We start from the raw sequence: 19,828 nt of genomic DNA, 5'->3' as shown, positions 1-19,828 counted from the left end.
AGTAATCCGTCAGGTCTCTGGGATGTTTCGACATGTTTCAGGGAACGGAGCAAAGGGCCTCCGGTAGGTACTTATCCCACCACACGGACACCGGCCCGAAAGCGGAGCACGATGGAGAATGTGAAAGCTTCACTGATCTGTCGCCACGTTGTACCTGTGCTCGGTGCCGCCGGTCTGGTGATCGGCGGCCTCTCGATCGCGTCGCCGATCGCCGCCGCCGATTCGTCTGCCGTCCAATTCGTTGCCGGGCCCGATAGTTCGCTTCCGGTGCCGTCCTATCGGCCGGGGCCGAAGGGGTCGAATGTGCCGCCACCGGAGAAGTCGAAGGAGGAGGAGTCGCCGGGGTACTACACCGATTGCGATCAGGTTCGGGCCGAGGGGAAGTTGCCGCTCTATCGCGGTCAGCCCGGTTACAACCCGTATCTGGATCCGGATGGGGACGGCATCGCCTGCGACTGAGCGATTACTGGACGGCCTGGAACACCAGAACCGTTGCGCCGATGCGGATATTGTCGCCGTCGGCGAGCAGCGCGCCGCTCTCGATCGCCTCGTCGTTGACGTACACGCCGTTGGCCGAATGCAGATCCTTGATCAGCAACCCGGCCCGGCTCGGCATGATGTGCGCGTGGTAGCGACTGGCCTTCGGATCGTCGAGGACCAGATCGTTATCGGTCATCCGGCCGATTCGCATGCCGCCCTGCGCGATTGCCGTGACCCGGCCGTCCGGCATGCGCAGCTGACCGCTGCGGACCGCACGCGGCATCTCGGTGACCGTCTCGGTCATCGCCGCGGCCAGCCGCTCGGTGCGCTTGAGTTCCATCGTGCTCAGCGGTTCCTGCCGCAGCACCCGCTGTTCGAGATCGACCAGGACCGGCCCCGGATCGATACCGAGTTCGTCCGCGAGCACCGTGCGCACCCGACGGCACGCGTCCAGCGCATCGGCCTGTCGGCCGGATAGGTACAGTGCGGTGATCAGCTGACCCCACAGCGGTTCGCGCAGCGGATGCTCATTGGTCATCGAGACCAACTCGCCGATCACCGATGACGCACGCCCACATGCGATTTCGGCATCGATACGAGCCGAGGCGGCCTGCAGCCGCTCCTCGTCCATCGCGGTCGCGAAACCGTCGGCGAACTGCAATCCGGCCAGATCGGCCAGTGCCCGGCCGCTCCACTCGCGCAACGCGGCTCCGAGCAGTTGCGACGCGCCCACATGGTCGCCGACCTCGGCGGCGCGGGTGCCCGCATCCCTGGCCGCCTCGAAGCGGCCGAGATCGCAGGCATCCTCCGGGATCTCGAGTCGATAACCGGATGATTCGGTGCGCAGCACCAGGGCCGGATCCACACCCGAATTACGCAGTGCCTTACGGATATTCGAGACGAATACCTGCAGGCTGGCGGCGTAGGAATCGGGCGGATCCTCGTTCCAGACCATATCGGCCAGCGCAGCCGAAGCCACCGCACGCCGTCGATTGACGGTCAGCGCGGCGAGCAAGGCTCGCGGCTTGGGCCCGCCGACCGCCACCGGTTCACCACCGACGAGCAGTCGAACGGGCCCGAGCACGCGCACATCCAAAACCATGTGCTCAATGCCCCCCGAAGGGTAAATAGGGTCAGGCGCTGATCGAGCGACCCGCGGACTTCAGATCATTGCACGCCTCGACGACACGTGCCGCCATGGCCGATTCGGCCTTCTTCAGGTAGCTGCGCGGATCGTAGGCCTTCTTGTTGCCGACCTCGCCGTCGATCTTGAGCACACCGTCGTAGTTGGTGAACATGTGCGCGGCCACCGGCCGGGTGAACGCGTACTGGGTGTCGGTGTCGACGTTCATCTTCACCACGCCGAAGCGCAGCGCATCCTCGATCTCCGACTTCAGCGAGCCCGAGCCGCCGTGGAAGACGAAATCGAACGGCTGCGCGTCCGCCGCCAGACCCAGCTTGGCCGCCGCGACGCGCTGCCCCTCGGCCAGCACCTCGGGCTTGAGCACCACATTGCCCGGCTTGTACACGCCGTGCACATTGCCGAAGGTCGCGGCGAGCAGGTACTTGCCGTTCTCGCCCGAGCCGAGCGCGTCGATGGTCTTCTGGAAGTCCTCGGGGGAGGTGTAGAGCTTCTCGTTGATCTCGGCCTCGACACCGTCCTCTTCACCGCCGACGACGCCGATCTCGACCTCGAGGATGATGTTCGCGGCGTTGGTCGCCTTGAGCAGCTCCTTGGCGATCTCCAGGTTCTCGTCGATCGGGATCGCCGAGCCGTCCCACATATGCGACTGGAACAGCGGGTGCTTGCCCGCGTTCACCCGCTCCTGAGAGATGGCGATCAGCGGCCGCACGAAGGTGTCCAGCTTGTCCTTGGGGCAGTGGTCGGTGTGCAGCGCGATGGTCACGTCGTAGCGCGCGGCGATCACATGCGCGAATTCGGCCAGCGCGACCGCGCCGACGACCATATCCTTCACACCCTGGCCCGAACCGAACTCCGCGCCGCCGGTGGAGAACTGGATGATGCCATCGCTGCCCGCGTCGGCGAAGCCCTTGATGGCCGCGTTGATGGTTTCCGAGGAGGTGCAGTTGATGGCCGGGAAGGCAAAGGAGTTCGCTTTGGCCCGACCGAGCATCTCGGCGTAGACCTCCGGAGTCGCGATGGGCACTGTGAAGACCTCCGTGTTGTGCGGCAAAAGACAATTCTGTCAGCCCACAGAGTAGGCCAGCGGGCTTTCGCGCGATGTGCGGGGACCGCTCTGTGCGGCGGGTTGACAATACGGACCGGCCGGTCGGACGAAGCGAACTTTTCGCACAGCAAGAGGTTTCTCAGTTGGACCCGGTACTGTTGGCCGCGTAATTGCGCTGGCAGCTTCCGATGCGGTGGCAAGCAATGCAGGCCAGCCGTACCCGGGACAGGAGGCCGCGTGATTCTGCTGGCAGCGACAGAATCGGTGACGAGCAACGTCGCATTGACCCAGTTGCTGGACCCGATGCACCTGCTTACGGAGACGTGGCTCAAGAACGCGGTGCTCCCGGCGATCCTGGTGATCGTCTTCATCGAGACCGGTCTGCTCTTCCCGATCCTCCCAGGCGATTCGCTGCTGTTCACCGGCGGCCTGCTTTCCGCCACGGACAACCCGCCGGTATCGATCTGGATCCTGTTGCCCGCCGTCATGGTGACCGCCTTCGCCGGTGATCAATGCGCGTATTGGATCGGCAGGGCGATCGGGCCCGCACTGTTCCACAAGGAAGACACCCGGTTGTTCAAGAAGCATTACGTCACCGAGACGCATGCCTTCTTCGAAAAGCACGGGCCGAAGACGATCATCCTGGCCCGATTCGTGCCGATCGTGCGCACGTTCATGCCGGTGCTGGCGGGTGTGTCCAAGATGGATTACCGCAAGTTCGTCACCTTCGACATCGTCGGCGCCGTCCTGTGGGGCGGCGGTGTCACGGTGCTCGGCTACTTCCTCGGCAATATCGAATTCATTCGCAAGAACATCGAGCCGATCTTCCTGCTCATCGTCCTTATCTCGATCCTGCCCGGCATCATCGCGGTGGCCAAGAAGCTGCTCAACCGCGGTGCGGACGAGGCCGCTCAGCACGACGACGCCGCGCTGACCGCCTCGACGAACGAGCCGACCCACTGAGCCGGTGGCCACGGCGCAGTTGCCCCTAGCAGTGGGCAGTTTCGATCCGCTGACCTCGGCGGGACCCGCGCTCGTCTGGACGGTGGTGCTGACCTTCGTCTTCCTCGAATGCGCGTTGATCATCGGGTTGTTCCTGCCCGGCGACTCGATGCTCATCACCGCGGGCATCGTGATGGCCTCCAACGCCGCGGGCGAAGCCCACGTCTGGGCGCTGTCCATCGGCACGATGATCGCGGCCATCGCGGGCAACCAGGTCGGCTACGTCATCGGGCATCGCACCGGCCATCATCTGGTGGCCAGGAAAAACGGCCGCTACATCAACACCCGCAATCTGCAGCGAGTCACCGACCTGCTACAGCGGCACGGTTTCCTCGCGGTGCTCATTGCGCGCTGGATCCCCTGGGTGCGCACGCTGTGCCCGATGGTCGCGGGCGCGGCGCGGATGGATCACCGCAAGTACACCGTAGCCAGCACGGTCGGCGCCATTATCTGGGCGCCGGTGCTGCTGCTCATCGGCTACTACGCGGGCAGTTTCCTGGACCGTGTCCCGTGGCTGATGCCAGGTGTCATCGGAACCCTGGTGGTCGGGCTGATCATCGGAACCGCCATCGGCATCCGGCACTACCGCCAGGAGATCGCCAAACCCGCCGAGGATTTCGATTTCGAAACCGCGCCCACCGGCGTGCTGGAGTCCGAGTGCTGACGCCTACAACCCGGCGGCGCTGACCTGGTAGGCCGCTTCCATCAGCAGCCAGCCCGACAGTTGCACCGACATATCGCGTTCGGGCACCCGCGAGGAGGTCACCGAACCGCCCGCGGTGAAATGTCCGGCATCGGACCGGCCGCCGGGTAACTGGGCGGGTTTGCTCCAGTCGTGCCCGAACAGCGGTTCGCCCTCGACGTCGAGCCGGTTCGCCCAGGCGGCCGCGGCGCTGGCGCGCACAATGGCCGCCGCGGTCCGACGATCGGCCACCTGTTCGCGCTCATCGCCGGGCAGCATCAGCGCGACCACCGCGAGATAGCGGGCCAGGATTCCGTTGAACAGGCCGCCGTCGCCGCCACCGCCGCCATTGATCACCCCATTGGTGGTCATCTGCTCCTCGACCGCGGTGAGCAGCCGGTGTACCCGTTCGCTGTGGCGCGGCTCGCCGGTGTGCACCGCGAGTTCGGCCTCCAGGCCGAGCACCACGCCCTGGCAATAGGTGAAGGTCGGGCTCTCGATCTCGCCGGAGGGCAGGTGGATGCCGTCCAGGATCAGGCCGGATTCCTTGTCGTACAACGTCGCATCGATCCAGTCCGCCATTTCCTGCGCGCGGACGTGGCGGCCGAGGCGCAGCAGCGCGATCGCGGCCGGTCCGTTGGCGGGGGCGTTGAAATAGTCCGCGCCGACCCGCCATGGCACACCGCCGCCACGCGCCGGATCCCAGGCGCCGTACAGCTCCTTCTCGAGTGCGATCAGACCGCCGCGCGCCTCGGTGATGCCCTGGGTCCGCTCGGCACGCTCCAAAGCGATTGCCAGCCAGGCCATATCGTCGTAGTAGTTATTGGTCCAGCCGGTGATATTGCGCAGCCGATGCGCCCGCGCGATCGCGGCGATGCGGTTGCGTCGCGTCGGCGTCGGCACCCGGTTGGCGGCATCGACCGCGCAGTCGATCAGATGCGCCTGCCACCAGTAGTGCCAGGACGCGAAGGCCCGCTCACGACGGGTCGCCGGCCAACCGACGACACCCAATTCGGTTCCCGGGACGGCCCATAGCGCGCGTAGGTGCCGAGAGACGATCGCGGATTCGGCCATATCCGCGCGCTCGGACCACAGCGCGGGCGTGGGGGCAGCATCGCGCCCGGTTTCCGGACTCCGCGAGGTCATGGGTCAATGGTGCCAGCTTCGACCCGTTTAATACCGATCTTTTCGTTACCAAGCTGACGTCAAATCGGCATGTTGCCGGATCCATGCGTGCATTGCGATGCCGGCCGCGACTCCGGCATTGATACTGCGGGTCGAACCGAACTGCGCAATCGAAACCGTCAGTGCGGCCGCACCCTTGGCATGTTCGGTGACACCCGGCCCTTCCTGCCCGAACAGCAGCAGGCAGCGGCGCGGCAACTCGACGGTTTCCAGCGGAACCGAGCCGGGCACATTGTCCACGGCGACCACGGTCAGGTTTTCCCGCTCGGCGAAGGCGAGTAGCTCGCCGATATCGGTGTGATGTTCGATGTGCTGATAGCGGTCGGTGACCATGGCGCCGCGGCGATTCCAGCGCCGCCTGCCGACGATGTGCACGGCGGCCGCGGCGAAAGCGTTGGCGGTGCGCACCACCGTGCCGATATTCGCATCGTGGCCGAAGTTCTCGATGGCGACATGGAACGGATGCCTGCGGCGGTCGATATCGGCGATGATCGCCTCGCGCTTCCAGTAGCGGTAGGCATCGACGACATTGCGGCGGTCACCGCCGGCAAGCAGCTCCGGATCGTAGTGGGGATCCTCCGGCGGGGCTTCCCCGTGCTCTTGCGCCCATGGTCCGACACCGTGCGGGTGCTCGCCCCATTCGGTGGGTCCTGGCTGCTCGGCCGTATCCGGCGCGGGGTGGTTCACCCCGACGATGCTAATTCCGGCCGCCCCGCCGACACGATTCAGTACGTCGAGGACGAGGAGCCGAGGACGCCGACAGCGGCGAGGACCACCATCAGGATGACGAACAGAATGGTCAGGATCAGCAGTATCGAGGCGATCATGCCGCAGATATATCCGGCCTGGACGCTGCCGCGACCACCGATGGCGCCGCCGGACGCATCGATCTCGTTGAGCGCCTTCTTACCCATCACCCACGCGACCGGGCCGAGGAACTGGCACAGCAGCAGGCCGAGAATGCCGAGGATCATGATCGTGATGGCCTGCGGATGATCCTGCGGCGGGCCATAGGCTGGGTAGCCGTACGGCGAGCCGTACTGCGGTGGCGGCGGATAGTTCATGCGCAGGATGGTAGTTCGTGGTGTGGCTGGCCACACCTCCGATTCGGCGGTCAGCTCGATCGAATGCCGCCGTGCCCGCGACAACCATGGAGTCCATGACCGAGACACAAACCCTCGTACTCGACGCGCCGACCGGCAAGACCGGTCCGGACGCGCGAGAGGTGCTGCGCGCGGTGCTGCGCGCGCCGATCCAGGCCCGGACCTGGAAGCAACTCGTCTATGTATTCACGGTTTTCGTCATAGGCATGCTTGCCGTCTGCTATCTGTTCTTCGGTTTCGGCGGCGGTTTATATGCCTCGATTTTCCTGATCGGCATCCCGATCCTGGCACTGGTGATTCTGGGCGCGCGGCTCTGGGCGAAGGTGTATCGCGCGCTGGCCAGAGATCTGCTGGATACGCCGGTCGACGCGCCGCCACCGTATGTTTCGCAGCCGGGCTTTTTCGGATTTCTGAAGAGCGCGTTCACCGATCGCGCGAGTTGGCGGGCCATTCTGTTCCTGTTCGCGCAGGCCGTACTCGGTGTGGTCGGCGGCTATCTCGTGCTGATCGTGGTGGCCGTGACGGTATTCACCGCGCTCTCGCCCATCCCCTGGGTGCTGTTCAACCCGACGAATATCGACGACAACGGCGTCGAGCACCATTCGCTGGCCCAGTTCGGATCCTTCTATATCGACACTTGGCCAAGGGTTTTGCTGATGTCCGCGGTCGGCATCATCTGCTGCTTCGCACTGCCGTGGCTGCTGCGCGCGGTGTGCTGGGTGCACGGACTGCTCACCACCGCCTTGCTGTCGGCGACGGCGCGGGACCGGCAATTGGTCGAGTTGCGTGCGAGTCGGCGTGCGGCAGTCGAGGATTCGGCGGCGACGCTGCGCCGGGTCGAGCGCGATCTGCACGACGGCACGCAAGCGCGCTTGGTCACCATTGCCATGGCCCTTGGCCGGGCCGAGGAGCGGATATCCCTCGGCGGTGACGCTCGCGACCTGATCGCCGACGCACACGCCAATGCCAAGGAGGCGCTGACCGAATTGCGTGAACTGGTGCGCGGAATCCATCCGCCCGCACTCGAATTGGGGCTCGAGCCGGCACTGGAAACACTGGCTTCGCGGTGTGCCGTTCCGGTGGAGCTGCGAGTCCATCTGCCGCAGCGGCCGAATCCCGCGATCGAGGCGATCGCCTACTTCTCGGTTGCCGAACTACTCACCAATGTGGTCAAACATGCTAATGCCACCAGTGCGTGGGTGTCGGTCGTGCCGACCGATGCGCACACCATCGCGGTCTCCGTGCGCGACAACGGAATCGGTGGTGTACTGCAGCCGATGGACGGGGAACATGCTGCGGGCAGCGGACTTTCCGGATTGGCCGCGCGGGCGCGTGCGGTGGACGGCACGCTGACCGTGCAGAGTCCGACCGGCGGACCGACCGTGGTGACCATCCTGCTGCCGACGGCCGGGCCACGATGAGTACGCCGTTGCGGGTGGTCATCGCCGAGGACAATGCGATCCTGCGCGACGGGCTGGCGGGACTGCTGACCGAGCGCGGCCACGAGGTGGTCGCCATCGTCGGCGACGCCACCACCTTGAGCGATGTGGTCGGCACCTACAACCCCGACGTGGCCGTGGTGGATGTGCGGATGCCGCCGACCTTCACCGACGAGGGGCTGCTCGCGGCAATCGAGTTGCGCCGCAAATATCCGCTCACCGGCGTGCTGGTGTTCTCGCAGTGGATCGAAACCCGCTATGCCACCGAACTTCTCGCCGGTGGCGCGAACGGTGTCGGCTATCTGCTCAAGGATCGGGTGGCCGACGTCCGCGACTTCGTCGACGCCCTGGACCGCGTCGCCACCGGCGGCACCGCACTCGACCCGGAGGTGGTGAGTCAGTTGATGGGTGCCGCACGCCAACAGGATTCGCTCGCCCGCCTCACACCCCGCGAGCGCGAGGTCCTCGAACTGATGGCACAGGGACTGTCGAACATCGCGATCGCAACCGCACTCACGGTCACTGAGCGCGCGGTCGAAAAGCACATCGGCAATATCTTCACCAAACTGGATCTGCCGCCGTCGGACACCCACCACCGCCGAGTCCTCGCGGTCCTGCGCCTGAAGGGCTGAACCGGCTCATCCGTAGAATGGGGGGTGGGTGTGGCAGGGACGAGCAGGTCACGGTTGTGGTCAAGGCGGGTTCACGGTGGGGTGGGCGGTCCTATTCTGGAGGTGCAGGGCAGTCGGGTGGAGGCTGGCATGGATCACGCACGCGTTCTCCGCACAGTGCTCGGGGTGACCACCGGGTATTTGATCGTGCTCGGATTCTGGCTTGGCTGGCTACTACCGCATACGCCGCCGGGGACCGAGCCATTTCAGATCGTCGCGCTGGTCGGGCTGTTCGGATCATGCGTGGGCGTCGGAATGCTATTGGCGGCTCGGCCATCGCGCGCGGATCGGCAGTTGTGGCGGCACGGGCTGGAGGGGTGGGCCACCATCGAGGGCGCGCACACACTGCAGCGCACCGATCATCACACCGAACTGACCGAATTCGATCTGGAGCTCGTTGTGCCGGGATCCGAAAGTTACCGTGGCACCATTGTTTTCGATGTCACCCCGGCCGATAAGCCGCGGCTCGCGGTCGGCGAGACCATCTCCATCCGGGTCGATCCGCAAAATCGCGATCGGATCATTCTCGTTCTGGGGCAATAGCTTTCGACCGCCCGCGCGGGCCAGGCCGATCTCGCATTTCCGAATCGACGGGCGAAAGGTCAGTCCCGCGCGTGCGCTCGCGGGTCGGCGAGCAGATATTGCGCGGCCGCGTAGGTAGCCAGGATGACACCCTCGGTGACCCGCCGGGAACGCTCGCTCCGCGCGAACAGCCGGCGCAGCACGATCAACCCATCGGAAACCGTGAACAGCAATGCACCCAGGCCGAGCCGACTACGCGGATCGGCACTCGGAATATTCAGTCCGGCAACATTTTTCGCACCCGGAGCCAATCCGGGATCGGAGGCGAGCACCGCAGCACTGCCCAGCGTCGCACCATAGGCGGTCAGCGGAGCCGCGACGGTCGGCGCCTTGCCCCGCATCAGCAGCGCGGCACCGAGCCAGGCCAACACCCGTGGCACGGCGATCTCCGGACGCGGCCGCCCACCGCGCCGCCACCACAGCACCGAATATCCGGTCTGCATCACCGCGAACGACGACGCCCCCGCGATCAGCCGCCGATCATTGTCCGGCTCGATCAGCAGCACATCACCGATGGTCGCGGCACCGAGGGAACCCAGCAGAACCGTCCGATCAACCGGCTCCAACACCGCCTGGTCGGTCGCCACATCCGCCGCCAACAGCGGCATCAGCAGCGGCTTCGCCACCCACTGCACCTTCTCACGGCCGGTGACCGCGCCGTACACGGTCGCCGCCGCTGCCGCTAGAAATGCGGCTCGCAACGGTCGCACAATCAAAAGCTCGGCTCTTTCGGGGCGGGCGGCAGTGTGACAACCTGGCCCGCATAGCTCAGACCCGCACCGAAGCCGAGCAGCAGCGCCACCTGGCCGCCCTTGGCCTTACCGGTCACCAGCATTTCCTCCATCGCCAGCGGGATGGAGGCGGCGGAGGTATTGCCGGTGTTCTCGATGTCATTGGCCACCGGGATGTCATCGGCAAGCCCGAGGTTCTTCTTCATCAGCTCGTTGATGCGGGCATTGGCCTGATGCGGAATGAAGACCTCGATATCTTCCTTGGAGACACCGGAGACCTCGAGCGCCGAGGCCAGCGCGCGCGGCAAAGTGACCGCCGCCCAACGGAATACCCGCGGACCCTCCATCCGCAGCGACATCCGGCCGATGGGCTCGACGGCCGGATCGGTGCCCTGCAGCCGCTGTGCCTTCTCCATGTATTCGAGGAAGTTGACGTCCTGCTCGATCGCCGAGGCATTCTCGCCGTCGCTGCCCCACACCGTCGGGGAGATGCCGTTCTCCTCGCTCGGGCCGACCACCACCGCACCCGCACCGTCGCCGAAGATCATCGCGGTGCCGCGATCGGTCGGATCGAGTCCGACCGTCATCGTCTCGGCACCGATGAGCAGCACGTATTCGGCCGATCCGGAACGAATCAGGTCGGCGGCGACGCCGAGGCCGTAGCCGAAACCGCCGCAGCCGGAGGTCAGATCGAAGGCCGCGATCCCGTTCATCCCCAGGTCGTTGGCGACCTTGGGGGCGCCGTGCGGGGTCAGCGTCAACCAGCTCGAGGTGGCCAGGATCAGCGCACCGATCTTGGACCGGTCGATGCCGCTGTTGACGATCGCCCGCTCACCGGCGGCCGCCGATATCGACTGCAGCGTTTCGTCACCGCTGATCCACCGGCGGTTGCGCACACCGGTGCGCTCATAGATCCACTCCGGGGTCGAGTCGAGAACCTCGCACACCTCTTCATTGCTGACCAGGCGTTTCGGACGGTAAGCACCGATGCCGAGCATCGCGACATTCGCACGGCTCTTATTGACTGCAATGCTCACCACAGGTAACTCCACGACCCTTCACTGTCTCGAACGCATCGACGCGCTCGACGTATACGTCCTTTTATCGAGTCGCACCGCTGTCGGCGTTTCAGCGCAAGGCGAAGCGCCGACCACCAGCGATTGCGACCCAGGACCGCATTCGCAGCTTAACCGAGGGCCAGATCCTTCAATCCCAGGATGGACCGGTACTCCAGGCCCTCGGCCGCGATCACCTGATCGGCACCGGTCTCCCGGTCCACCACGGTCGCGACACCGACGACGGTCGCGCCCGCCTCGCGCAGTGCGCGCACGGCGGTCAGCGGCGAATTTCCGGTGGTCGTGGTGTCCTCGACGACGAGCACCCGCTTGCCGACGATGTCCGGGCCCTCGATCTGGCGCTGCATGCCGTGTGTCTTGGCGGCTTTACGCACCACGAAGGCGTCGATCGGACGGCCGGGTGCGTGCATGACGGCCAGTGCGACCGGATCCGCGCCCATGGTGAGCCCGCCGACGGCCTCGAAATCCCAGTCCGCCACGAGTTCGCGCAGCAGCTTGCCGATGAGCGGTCCGGCACCGTGGTGCAGGGTGGCGCGGCGCAGGTCGACGTAGTAGTCGGCCTCTTTGCCAGAGGACAGCGTGACGCGGCCGTGCACGACAGCGAGCTCGCGCACCAATGCGGCCAATCTATCTCGGTCGTCCGTCGAAACGGTGGCCTTGTTCGCCTGGTCGATCATGTCTGTCAAGTCCTTCCGCGTGCGTTGAACATGCCGCGATTCAGTCGGGCCGCCAGGGCTCGCGGGATCATCCCGGCGGCGGTGGTTAGCACTTTGTACTGCACACCGGGCACGCTGAGCACCCGGTCCTTCTCCAGATCACGTAGCGAACCGGCGACCACCTGGTCGACGCTCAACCACAGCCTTTTCGGCAGCGAGGACATCTCGATACCGGCCCGCTCGTGGAATTCGGTGTGCACGAATCCGGGGCACAGGGCCTGGACCCGGACTCCCGTTCCAGCCAGTCCACCCGCCAGCCCTTCCGTGAAGGATACGACGTAGGCCTTGGAAGCCGAATAGGTCGAGCCGCGTCCGGGGATCAGACCCGCGACGCTGGCCACATTGACGATGGAACCCTTCGCGGCCGCGATCATCGACGGCAGCGCGGCCCTGGTGAGTTGTACCACCGCGGTGACATTGACATCGAGTTGGGCTTGCACCTCGGCGGGCGGCTGCGTCCAGAACTCCCCCGATTGACCGAATCCGGCATTGTTGACCAGGAATTCGATGCCGTCGGCGGCGCGGGCCAGCACCCGATCCCGATCGTCGGCCTTGGCCAGATCGGCGACGAGCACCTCCGAACGGGTCGCGAATTTCCGCTCGAATTCCGCGGCGAGTGCGTTCAGCCGGTCGGCGTCGCGGGCGACGAGCACCAAGTCGTAGCCGAGTGCGGCCAAACGCACGGCGAATCCGTGCCCGATGCCGGAGGTCGGTCCGGTGATCAGCGCGACGGGGCGGGTGGCACCCGGCAGGCGCACAGGACTGTCAGTCATCGCAGCACAATCGGTGTCGGGAGGGCGTCATGCCCGCTCACTGCGGCACAGGTCCCTGATACGGGCGGAATCCCGGGTGGAACGGACCGCCGGGCGGTTCCGGTGTGTGCTCTGCCGACTCCCAATCGTCCGCATCGGGGTCGGACCGGACGGGCTCGGGCTTGGCGGGTTTGCGCTGGGCCGAGCGGTCTTCCGGCGACCAGTCGTCCTCCGGTTCCGCTGCCCAGCGCTCGTCGCGGGCCCGCGAGCGGGAGTCGGGGACGACGGCAAGACTGGGGCGGCGGGGCGGCTCGGGGGTCACCGGTTCGGCGACCGGTTCGTCGTCGTAATAGTCGTCGTCGGAGTACTCGCGGTACTTCGGCCGGTCGAAATCGTCTTCGTCATAAGACGATTCGTCGTAGGCGGAAGCCTCGTAGTCGTCGTCGAAATCCTCGCCCTTGCGCAGATCCGCCGACGCGACCCGCGCGGCCACCGGACTGTCCGCATCTTCTCGGTCATCCGCCCGCTTGCGCGGATGCGGCCGTCCCGGATCGTGCCCACCGGAATCCACCCCGCGCACATCGCTGACCGGCGGCAGCACATGCAGCAGACCGGACAGGCGAAGCACCGCATCGATGGCGGTCTCCCAATCCTTGGCCACCGTCCCGACATTCAGCATGCCGAGGGTCCAGTTGCCCTCACTCCACAGCATCTGCACGCTATCGGGCAGCGATTCGATGAAGGCGACCATGCGCTGGTCGACGGCGTGCCTGGCGATTTCCGGATTGGTCGCGAACACCACCCGATCGCCGATCGCGCCGAGCAGTTCCAGATCGGCGTCCTTCGGCGGGGACGCGGTCTTGAGCCGCATATCCACATCGATATCGGAGCCGATCTGCCTGCGCACCGCGACCAGTGTCGCCGCGTCTTCCAGATCGAAGAGGACGAATTTCTCGCCCTTGCGGATGCCGGACACCACATCCACCGCGGACAGGTAGCCGAGCTTGGCCAACGCACCGCGGCGCCAGGTGGACGCCAGCGCCGGTTCCACCGACACATACGTATAGCCCTGCGCCTTCGCCCACACCTGGCGCGCATGACCGGTCCGCTGTCGCTGGACCCGATCGAAATACAGCAGCACGATCGCACCAACGAGCGCGATCGCCGCCAACCCGAACCACATTGCCGTCATCGTCGCCTACCCTATAGAGCCGACAGGGCTATTGCGCATCACTGCCCGCTGATATTTCACCGCGTGCCCCCGGGCAGTGCGGTACTGATGATGATCTTCGCGTCGATCGAACCGTCCGCGGCCTTATCGCCCTGCACCACGACCATGTCGCCGACCGGAAGATCGGATGCCTTGGACCCGGTCAACGAGATCACCTGGGTCTTGTCGGTGGTGCGCACCGTCACGGCGGATCCGCCGAGGGTGTCGAGGGTCAATTGGCCACCGGCATTGGCTTTGATGGTGCCCATGGTCGCGCCTAGGTTATCGATGCCGCCGAGTCCCGGAATGCTCGGCAGGACCTGGGTGGACGACGGACCGCCCGAGGGCGCGGTACCGGGGGATCGGCCCGCGGTCGGGAAGGCCGAGGTGCTCGCGGCGGAACTCGACGAAGTGTCCTTACCGCCCATCAGCACACCCGCGAGCACGCTGACCGCGCCGATCAGCAGAAGCACCCCGACTCCGAGGGCGATCCACAGGCCGGTATTGCGCTTGCGCGGCGGTTGCTGATCCGGGGGTAGGGGTCCACCCGGTGGGCCGGGCGGATACTGCGCGCCGGGCTGGCCGTATGCACCGACCTGGGTCGGCTCCTGCCACGCGCCACTTTCCTGCCCGCCCCACTGGACCTGGCTCTCGTACGGCGGGAACTCCTTGGTGGCATTGACCGGCGGCGGCCCCCACGGCTCGTATTGTTCGGTCGACGGATAGACCGAGGTCGCATCGCCGTGGCCGAACGCCTCGGTGTATTCCGTCGTAGGCGACGAAGGCTGAAATCCCGACTTACCCGACGGACCGATATGTTCCGTCGGCGCATCCTCCGGTCGCTGTGCCCAGGGATCGTTGGGATTACTCATGGCCTCCAGCGTAGGCTCTGTGTCTTTGGCCGCGCCTTCGGCGCGGCGTGTTCGCGGCCCCCTGGTGTCTCGCGTCCGAGCCGTCGAGACTCGCGACTTCGTCGCATGCGCTTCGACGACTCGGACGCGAGACGGGCCGCGAACTCCTCGCTCGTAAGACTCGCTCCGTCGTGGTTGACGGGGCGGGGCGTTCCGCACCTGGTGCACGCCTGCCGGATGCCGCGCCTGTGCTTTGGCGGCTCGGACGCGAGACGGGCCGCGAACTCCTCGCTCGTAAGACTCGCTCCGTCGGGTTCACCGGGGACGCCCAGCTGCGGGTTGATCGCAAGCTGGGCCACTCGGTCAGCCCCGTCCGACGATGAGACTTTCGCCGTTCGGGCTCACGTTGACCGCGACGGTGTCGCCGTCGGTGACCTCACCAGCGAGCAGCTCCTTGGCGAGAGTGTCGCCGATGGCCTGCTGGATCAGCCTGCGCAGCGGGCGGGCACCGTAGACCGGATCGTAGCCGCGCACGGCGAGCCAGAACCGGGCCGAATCGCTGACGTCCAGCTTCAGCCTGCGCTGCGACAGCCGCTTCTGCAGCTGGTCGAGCTGGATATCGACGATGGATTCCAGCTGTTCCTCATCGAGGCTGTGGAACATGACCACATCGTCGAGGCGGTTCAGGAATTCCGGTTTGAAGGCCGAGCGCACCGCGTTCATGACGAACTCCGGATCGCCACCCGCACCCAGATTCGAGGTCAGGATGAGGATGGTGTTGCGGAAGTCGACCGTGCGGCCCTGGCCGTCGGTCAGGCGACCCTCGTCGAGTACGGCGAGCAGGATGTCGAAGACATCCGGATGCGCCTTCTCGATCTCGTCGAAGAGCACGACGGTGTAGGGCCGACGCCGGACCGCCTCGGTCAGCTGACCGCCCTGGTCGTAACCGACATAGCCGGGCGGGGCGCCGACGAGCCGAGCGACCGAGTGCTTCTCGCTGTACTCGCTCATATCGATGCGGACCATGGCGCGTTCGTCGTCGAACAGGAAGTCCGCCAACGCCTTTGCCAGCTCGGTCTTACCGACACCGGTCGGGCCGACGAACATGAACGAACCCGTCGGCCGGTTCGGATCCGCGACACCGGCGCGCGCCCGGCGCACCGCATCGGAAACCGCCTGCACCGCCTCGGTCTGGCCGACCACGCGCTTGCCCAGCTCCTGCTCCATCCGCAGCAGCTTCTGGGTTTCGCCCTCCATCATCCGGCCGACCGGAACACCGGTCCAGGACGAGACCACCTCGGCGATATCGTCGGGGCCGACCTCCTCCTTGAGCATCACTTCGCCGTCAGCGGCTGTCGCGGAAGCCTTTTCGGCCTCGGCGAACTGCTTCTCCAGCGCCGGAATGCGCCCGTAGCGCAGTTCCGCGGCCTTGCCCAGATCACCGTCGCGCTCGGCGCGTTCGGATTCACCGCGCAGGGATTCCAATTCCTCCTTGAGGACGCGCACCTGGTCGATGGCGCTCTTCTCGTTCTGCCAGCGGGTCATCAGCTGGTTGAGCTTCTCGCGGTCGTCGGCGAGTTCCTGGCGCAACTTGTCCAGGCGCTGCTTGGATGCCGCGTCGGTCTCCTTCTCCAGCGCGACCTCTTCGATCTCCAGCCTGCGCACCGCACGCTCGACCTCGTCGATTTCCACTGGGCGCGAGTCGATTTCCATGCGCAGCCGCGACGCCGACTCGTCGACCAGGTCGATCGCCTTATCCGGTAGGAACCGGGAGGTGATGTAGCGGTCGCTGAGCGTGGCGGCGGCGACCAGCGCGGAGTCGGTGATGCGCACACCGTGGTGCACCTCGTAGCGATCCTTGATGCCGCGCAGGATGCCGATGGTGTCCTCCACCGACGGCTCACCGACCAGCACCTGCTGGAAGCGGCGCTCCAGGGCGGCATCCTTCTCGATGAACTTGCGGTATTCCTCCAGCGTGGTGGCCCCGACCAAGCGCAGCTCACCGCGGGCGAGCATCGGCTTGATCATATTTCCCGCATCCATCGCCGATTCGCCGGTCGCGCCCGCGCCGACAATGGTGTGCAGCTCGTCGATGAACGTGATGATCTGTCCCGCACTGCTTTTGATCTCTTCGAGTACGGCCTTGAGCCGCTCCTCGAATTCACCGCGGTACTTCGCGCCGGCCACCATCGCGGCCAGATCGAGCGAGACGACGGACTTGCCGCGCAACGATTCCGGCACGTCACCGGCCACGATGCGCTGGGCAAGGCCCTCGACGATCGCGGTCTTGCCGACGCCTGGTTCACCGATCAGCACCGGGTTGTTCTTGGTGCGACGGCTCAAAACCTGTACGACACGGCGAATTTCGGTATCGCGCCCGATGACCGGGTCGAGCTTGCCCGCGCGGGCGGCGGCGGTGAGATCGGTCGAATACTTCTCCAGCGCTTGGTAACTGCCCTCCGGATCGGCACTGGTGACGCGCGCACTGCCGCGCACAGTGGTGAATGCGTCGCGCAGCGCGTCGGCGGTCGCGCCGTACTTCTTCAGCAGCATGGTCACATCCGAATCGCCCTCGGCCAGGCCGACCATGACGTGTTCGGTGGAGACGTATTCGTCGCCGAGTTCGGTGGCCAGGCGCTGGGCGGCGGTGATCGCGGCCAGTGCCTCGCGGCCGAGTTGGGGCGCGGTGGTCGCACCGGTCGCTCGCGGCAATTTGTCCACGATGTCCTGCGCCTCGCGTCGAATGGTCGCCGGATCTACCGCGACGGCCTTGAGCAACGGAGCAGCGATGCCATCGGTTTGGTCCAGCAACGCCACCAGCAAGTGCGCCGGACGAATCTCCGGATTGCCCGCGGCCGAGGCGGCCTGCAGGGCGGCGGTCAGGGCCGCCTGGGTCTTGGTGGTGGGATTGAACGAGTCCACAAGTCACCTTCCTACTAGTCGATTCGCACTATCCAACGTCCGAAAGGTTGAGTCTGTTCCACTCAACTTCGATTTCTCGAGCGGACCGCTCGACACGGAACAGACTCGATTCGAACGCTACGCCGCGACACTGCCGAATGGCATCAATCGCCGGGTCTAGGACACCGCGATGCCTACGATGGCCTTGGCCGTTGGTTGATGCATCAAATCCAGCCCGACTCGAGGAGCGAATGATGCGCGCGATCGTGGTACGAAGCTTCGGAGCAACACCCGAACTGGCCGAAATGCCGACCCCCGAACCCGGCGCGGGTGCGGTCAGAATCCAGGTCGAGGCGGCCGGTGTCAACCCCTCCGACGAGAAGATGGCAGGCGGCATTCTGGATGGCAAGCTGCCGCACGATTTCCCGATGATCCTCGGCGTCGACGGTGCGGGCACGGTGGCCTCGGTCGGCCCCGGCGTCACCAAATTCGGCGTCGGTGACCGCGTCGTCGGCAAATTCCTGGTCCCGCCCGCGGGCCACGGCAGCTTCGCGGAGTACACGGTACTGCCCGAGGACGCCATCCTGGTCCCGATCCCGGACCGGGTGCCGACCGTCGCGGCGGCCGCCCTGCCGACCGCGGGCATCACGGCGCAGGACATCGTGGACGCCACCAAGATCGAACCGGACCAGAAGGTATTGATCGTCGGCGCCACCGGCGGCGTCGGCTCCTTCCTGGTGCAACTGGCGAATATCGCCGGAGCGCATGTCATCGCGACGGCGCGCGGGGCGGTCGCCGATCAGATGACCAGGCTCGGTGCTGCCGAGACCATCGATTACACCCGGGATCCGGTCGCCGAACAGGTCGCCGCCGCGCATCCCGACGGCGTCGACGCACTGTTCGATCTGGTGAGTCCACCCGAGGTGCTGGCCGAACTGACCGCGCTGGTCCGCGACGGCGGCACCGTCTACTCCACCATCTGGTCCGCCGATCCGGACGCACTGCGCGATCGCGGCATCAAAGGCGGAAATATCGAATCCTCCGGGCGCGGACCGGAACTGACCCGCCTGCTCGATCGGGTCGCCGCAGGCGATGTGGTCGTGCCGATCGACGCGACCGTCCCGCTGGACCAGGGCCCCTCGGTCCTCGGCGCGACGGGGGCGCGGGGCAAAACCGTGCTAGCCATCTGAGCCGAGGTGAGCCGCAAAAAGGGCTCACGCCCACCTGAATTCGGCCTCTTCCTGATTCCGGAGGCCGATAACTACCAGCAGCTCACCGAGCTGACGACATATGCCGAAAGCGCCGGACTCGACCTGATCGGCGTCCAAGACCATCCCTACCAGCGACGCTTCCTCGACACCTGGACCCTGATCACCGGCCTGGCCATGCGGACCGAGCGACTCACCTTCTTCCCCGATGTGGCCAACCTGCCACTGCGCAATCCCGCGGTACTCGCGAAATCCGTTGCCTCCCTCGACATCATGACCGGCGGCCGGATCCACCTCGGACTCGGCGCGGGCGCGTTCTGGGCCGCCATCGCCGCCATGGGCGGTTACCACCTGAGCGCGGGCGAATCGGTCCAGGCGCTCGCCGAGGGCATCGCGGTCATCCGGGCCATGTGGAGCGACGAACGTTCGGTCCGGGTGCCCGGCACCTACCATCTGCTCGCCGGAGCCCACCCCGGACCGCAGCCGCAGCACGAGCCAGGCATCTGGCTCGGCGCGAAGGGGCCGCGCATGCTCGCCCTGACCGGACAGCGCGCCGACGGCTGGTTGCCCTCGGCGGCCTGGGCCCCACCCGAATTCCTGACCGAGGCGGGTAAGCGCATCGACGATGCCGCCGCCGCGGCGCACCGCGATCCGCGCGCCATCCGCCGGGTCTACAACCTCTCGGGCACCATCACCGCCGACGGTACGAACTACGGCTTCCTGGAGGGCCCGCCCGAGCGCTGGGTGGACGATTTATCCACACTGCATCGTGACCAGCGCATCGACGGCTTCATCTTCTGGCCGACCGAGGGCGACCCCGTCGACCAGGTGCATCGCTACGCCGAATTGGTCGCGCCCGCGGTGCGCGCGAACGTCACCAGTTGACCCGGCGGTAACCCGGAGCGAGCGAGGTCGCGATATCCTGCATGTCCGGCCCAGAGCAGCCCCGATTTGCCCACGGATTACCCGTGAGCGCGGGCGTGATCGGCCATACCCACACGACCATGTGATTTTCAGGGATACTTGTCGGCGGAGGACCGCCGGTTACGG

At 66.1% G+C, this 19,828-nt stretch carries 20 protein-coding genes; 8 read left to right on the top strand and 12 right to left on the bottom strand.

Translation table 11 applies throughout. The annotated features are described in order from the left end of the window. Nucleotides 1-120: 120 nt before the first annotated feature. The gene (locus tag ACZ60G_RS32080; protein WP_465814909.1) at nt 121-459 is read left to right on the top strand and encodes an excalibur calcium-binding domain-containing protein; all 339 of its coding nucleotides are present in this window, start codon (nt 121-123) and stop codon (nt 457-459) included. A gap of 4 nt (nt 460-463) precedes the next feature. Here ACZ60G_RS32080 and ACZ60G_RS32075 read toward each other — a convergent pair whose 3' ends face one another. Continuing rightward, entirely contained in the window at nt 464-1,582 is a 1,119-nt protein-coding gene (locus ACZ60G_RS32075; protein WP_465814907.1) for a BTAD domain-containing putative transcriptional regulator, read from the bottom strand. Nucleotides 1,583-1,613: 31 nt separating this feature from the next. Further along, a complete protein-coding gene (gene fbaA / locus ACZ60G_RS32070) occupies nt 1,614-2,648 on the bottom strand; it encodes a class II fructose-bisphosphate aldolase (protein WP_465815015.1) in 1,035 nt (344 codons plus the stop codon). 324 nt (nt 2,649-2,972) lie between these two features. On the opposite strand from fbaA, the gene ACZ60G_RS32065 reads away from it, so the two are divergent. Both ACZ60G_RS32065 and ACZ60G_RS32060 read left to right on the top strand, forming a co-directional pair. After that, nucleotides 2,973-3,632 carry a DedA family protein gene (locus tag ACZ60G_RS32065; RefSeq protein WP_465815013.1) on the top strand — a complete coding sequence of 220 codons (660 nt, stop codon included), beginning with the start codon at nt 2,973-2,975 and terminating at the stop codon, nt 3,630-3,632. A gap of 19 nt (nt 3,633-3,651) precedes the next feature. After that, nucleotides 3,652-4,335 carry a DedA family protein gene (locus tag ACZ60G_RS32060; RefSeq protein WP_465815011.1) on the top strand — a complete coding sequence of 228 codons (684 nt, stop codon included), beginning with the start codon at nt 3,652-3,654 and terminating at the stop codon, nt 4,333-4,335. A 3-nt stretch (nt 4,336-4,338) separates the two neighbouring features. On the opposite strand, the gene ACZ60G_RS32055 is transcribed toward ACZ60G_RS32060, so the two are convergent. The 3 genes from ACZ60G_RS32055 to ACZ60G_RS32045 form a co-directional block, all read right to left on the bottom strand. Beyond that, nucleotides 4,339-5,427, bottom strand: coding sequence for a glycoside hydrolase family 76 protein (locus ACZ60G_RS32055; RefSeq protein WP_465815009.1), 1,089 nt, complete (start codon nt 5,425-5,427; stop codon nt 4,339-4,341). Nucleotides 5,428-5,544: 117 nt separating this feature from the next. Further along, nucleotides 5,545-6,225, bottom strand: coding sequence for a TrmH family RNA methyltransferase (locus ACZ60G_RS32050; RefSeq protein WP_387286528.1), 681 nt, complete (start codon nt 6,223-6,225; stop codon nt 5,545-5,547). A 38-nt stretch (nt 6,226-6,263) separates the two neighbouring features. Continuing rightward, nucleotides 6,264-6,602 carry a hypothetical protein gene (locus ACZ60G_RS32045; protein ID WP_063044812.1) on the bottom strand — a complete coding sequence of 113 codons (339 nt, stop codon included), beginning with the start codon at nt 6,600-6,602 and terminating at the stop codon, nt 6,264-6,266. Between the two features lie 95 nt (nt 6,603-6,697). Between ACZ60G_RS32045 and ACZ60G_RS32040 the strand changes: the two genes are divergently transcribed. The 3 genes from ACZ60G_RS32040 to ACZ60G_RS32030 all read left to right on the top strand — a co-directional run bounded on the left by ACZ60G_RS32040 (nt 6,698) and on the right by ACZ60G_RS32030 (nt 9,294). Then, on the top strand, nt 6,698-8,062 hold the full coding sequence (locus ACZ60G_RS32040) for a sensor histidine kinase (protein WP_465814904.1): 1,365 nt from the start codon (nt 6,698-6,700) through the stop codon (nt 8,060-8,062). Then, a complete protein-coding gene (locus tag ACZ60G_RS32035) occupies nt 8,059-8,712 on the top strand; it encodes a LuxR C-terminal-related transcriptional regulator (protein WP_465814902.1) in 654 nt (217 codons plus the stop codon). Before ACZ60G_RS32040 ends, ACZ60G_RS32035 begins: the two co-directional genes overlap by 4 nt. A 129-nt stretch (nt 8,713-8,841) precedes the next feature. Further along, nucleotides 8,842-9,294, top strand: coding sequence for a DUF3592 domain-containing protein (locus ACZ60G_RS32030; protein ID WP_040696927.1), 453 nt, complete (start codon nt 8,842-8,844; stop codon nt 9,292-9,294). Nucleotides 9,295-9,353: 59 nt separating this feature from the next. On the opposite strand, the gene ACZ60G_RS32025 is transcribed toward ACZ60G_RS32030, so the two are convergent. The 7 genes from ACZ60G_RS32025 to clpB form a co-directional block, all read right to left on the bottom strand. After that, nucleotides 9,354-10,043 (bottom strand): lysoplasmalogenase, encoded by a 690-nt coding sequence (locus tag ACZ60G_RS32025; protein WP_465814900.1) that lies wholly within the window; start codon nt 10,041-10,043, stop codon nt 9,354-9,356. A gap of 2 nt (nt 10,044-10,045) precedes the next feature. Further along, nucleotides 10,046-11,104, bottom strand: a complete 1,059-nt coding sequence (locus ACZ60G_RS32020; protein ID WP_465814899.1) for a beta-ketoacyl-ACP synthase 3 — start codon at nt 11,102-11,104, stop codon at nt 10,046-10,048. A gap of 146 nt (nt 11,105-11,250) precedes the next feature. After that, entirely contained in the window at nt 11,251-11,817 is a 567-nt protein-coding gene (gene pyrE, locus ACZ60G_RS32015) for an orotate phosphoribosyltransferase (protein ID WP_063044806.1), read from the bottom strand. Between the two features lie 5 nt (nt 11,818-11,822). Then, complete coding sequence (locus ACZ60G_RS32010; protein WP_465814897.1) at nt 11,823-12,629, bottom strand: SDR family NAD(P)-dependent oxidoreductase; 807 nt, start codon at nt 12,627-12,629, stop codon at nt 11,823-11,825. A 37-nt stretch (nt 12,630-12,666) separates the two neighbouring features. Then, the gene (locus ACZ60G_RS32005) at nt 12,667-13,800 is read right to left on the bottom strand and encodes a hypothetical protein (RefSeq protein ID WP_465814895.1); all 1,134 of its coding nucleotides are present in this window, start codon (nt 13,798-13,800) and stop codon (nt 12,667-12,669) included. A gap of 56 nt (nt 13,801-13,856) precedes the next feature. After that, on the bottom strand, nt 13,857-14,690 hold the full coding sequence (locus tag ACZ60G_RS32000) for a DUF5666 domain-containing protein (RefSeq protein ID WP_465814893.1): 834 nt from the start codon (nt 14,688-14,690) through the stop codon (nt 13,857-13,859). Between the two features lie 342 nt (nt 14,691-15,032). After that, the gene (gene clpB, locus ACZ60G_RS31995) at nt 15,033-17,591 is read right to left on the bottom strand and encodes an ATP-dependent chaperone ClpB (protein ID WP_465814891.1); all 2,559 of its coding nucleotides are present in this window, start codon (nt 17,589-17,591) and stop codon (nt 15,033-15,035) included. A gap of 233 nt (nt 17,592-17,824) precedes the next feature. Here clpB and ACZ60G_RS31990 point away from each other — a divergent pair, with 233 nt between their 5' ends. Together ACZ60G_RS31990 and ACZ60G_RS31985 are read left to right on the top strand one after the other, a co-directional pair. After that, nucleotides 17,825-18,760 carry an NADP-dependent oxidoreductase gene (locus ACZ60G_RS31990; RefSeq protein ID WP_465814889.1) on the top strand — a complete coding sequence of 312 codons (936 nt, stop codon included), beginning with the start codon at nt 17,825-17,827 and terminating at the stop codon, nt 18,758-18,760. Nucleotides 18,761-18,766: 6 nt separating this feature from the next. Next, a complete protein-coding gene (locus ACZ60G_RS31985) occupies nt 18,767-19,663 on the top strand; it encodes an LLM class flavin-dependent oxidoreductase (protein WP_465814888.1) in 897 nt (298 codons plus the stop codon). The last annotated feature ends 165 nt before the right edge of the window (nt 19,664-19,828 follow it).

This window comes from Nocardia sp. NPDC102475, from assembly GCF_055584605.1.
The sequence above is the reverse complement of the archived record's forward strand: the minus strand, read 5'-3'. Positions and strand labels throughout refer to the sequence as shown.

What these genes read in the sequence shown, in the direction of transcription:
- ACZ60G_RS32045 (WP_063044812.1), bottom strand. Translation starts at nt 6,602, where the DNA reads ATGAACTATCCGCCGCCACCGCAGTACGGCTCGCCGTACGGCTACCCA.
- ACZ60G_RS32075 (WP_465814907.1), bottom strand. Translation starts at nt 1,582, where the DNA reads ATGGTTTTGGATGTGCGCGTGCTCGGGCCCGTTCGACTGCTCGTCGGT.
- pyrE (WP_063044806.1), bottom strand. Translation starts at nt 11,817, where the DNA reads ATGATCGACCAGGCGAACAAGGCCACCGTTTCGACGGACGACCGAGAT.
- ACZ60G_RS32010 (WP_465814897.1), bottom strand. Translation starts at nt 12,629, where the DNA reads ATGACTGACAGTCCTGTGCGCCTGCCGGGTGCCACCCGCCCCGTCGCG.
- ACZ60G_RS32065 (WP_465815013.1), top strand. Translation starts at nt 2,973, where the DNA reads ATGCACCTGCTTACGGAGACGTGGCTCAAGAACGCGGTGCTCCCGGCG.
- ACZ60G_RS32030 (WP_040696927.1), top strand. Translation starts at nt 8,842, where the DNA reads ATGGATCACGCACGCGTTCTCCGCACAGTGCTCGGGGTGACCACCGGG.
- ACZ60G_RS32040 (WP_465814904.1), top strand. Translation starts at nt 6,698, where the DNA reads ATGACCGAGACACAAACCCTCGTACTCGACGCGCCGACCGGCAAGACC.
- ACZ60G_RS31990 (WP_465814889.1), top strand. Translation starts at nt 17,825, where the DNA reads ATGCGCGCGATCGTGGTACGAAGCTTCGGAGCAACACCCGAACTGGCC.
- ACZ60G_RS32000 (WP_465814893.1), bottom strand. Translation starts at nt 14,690, where the DNA reads ATGAGTAATCCCAACGATCCCTGGGCACAGCGACCGGAGGATGCGCCG.
- ACZ60G_RS32055 (WP_465815009.1), bottom strand. Translation starts at nt 5,427, where the DNA reads ATGGCCGAATCCGCGATCGTCTCTCGGCACCTACGCGCGCTATGGGCC.
- ACZ60G_RS32035 (WP_465814902.1), top strand. Translation starts at nt 8,059, where the DNA reads ATGAGTACGCCGTTGCGGGTGGTCATCGCCGAGGACAATGCGATCCTG.
- ACZ60G_RS32005 (WP_465814895.1), bottom strand. Translation starts at nt 13,800, where the DNA reads ATGACGGCAATGTGGTTCGGGTTGGCGGCGATCGCGCTCGTTGGTGCG.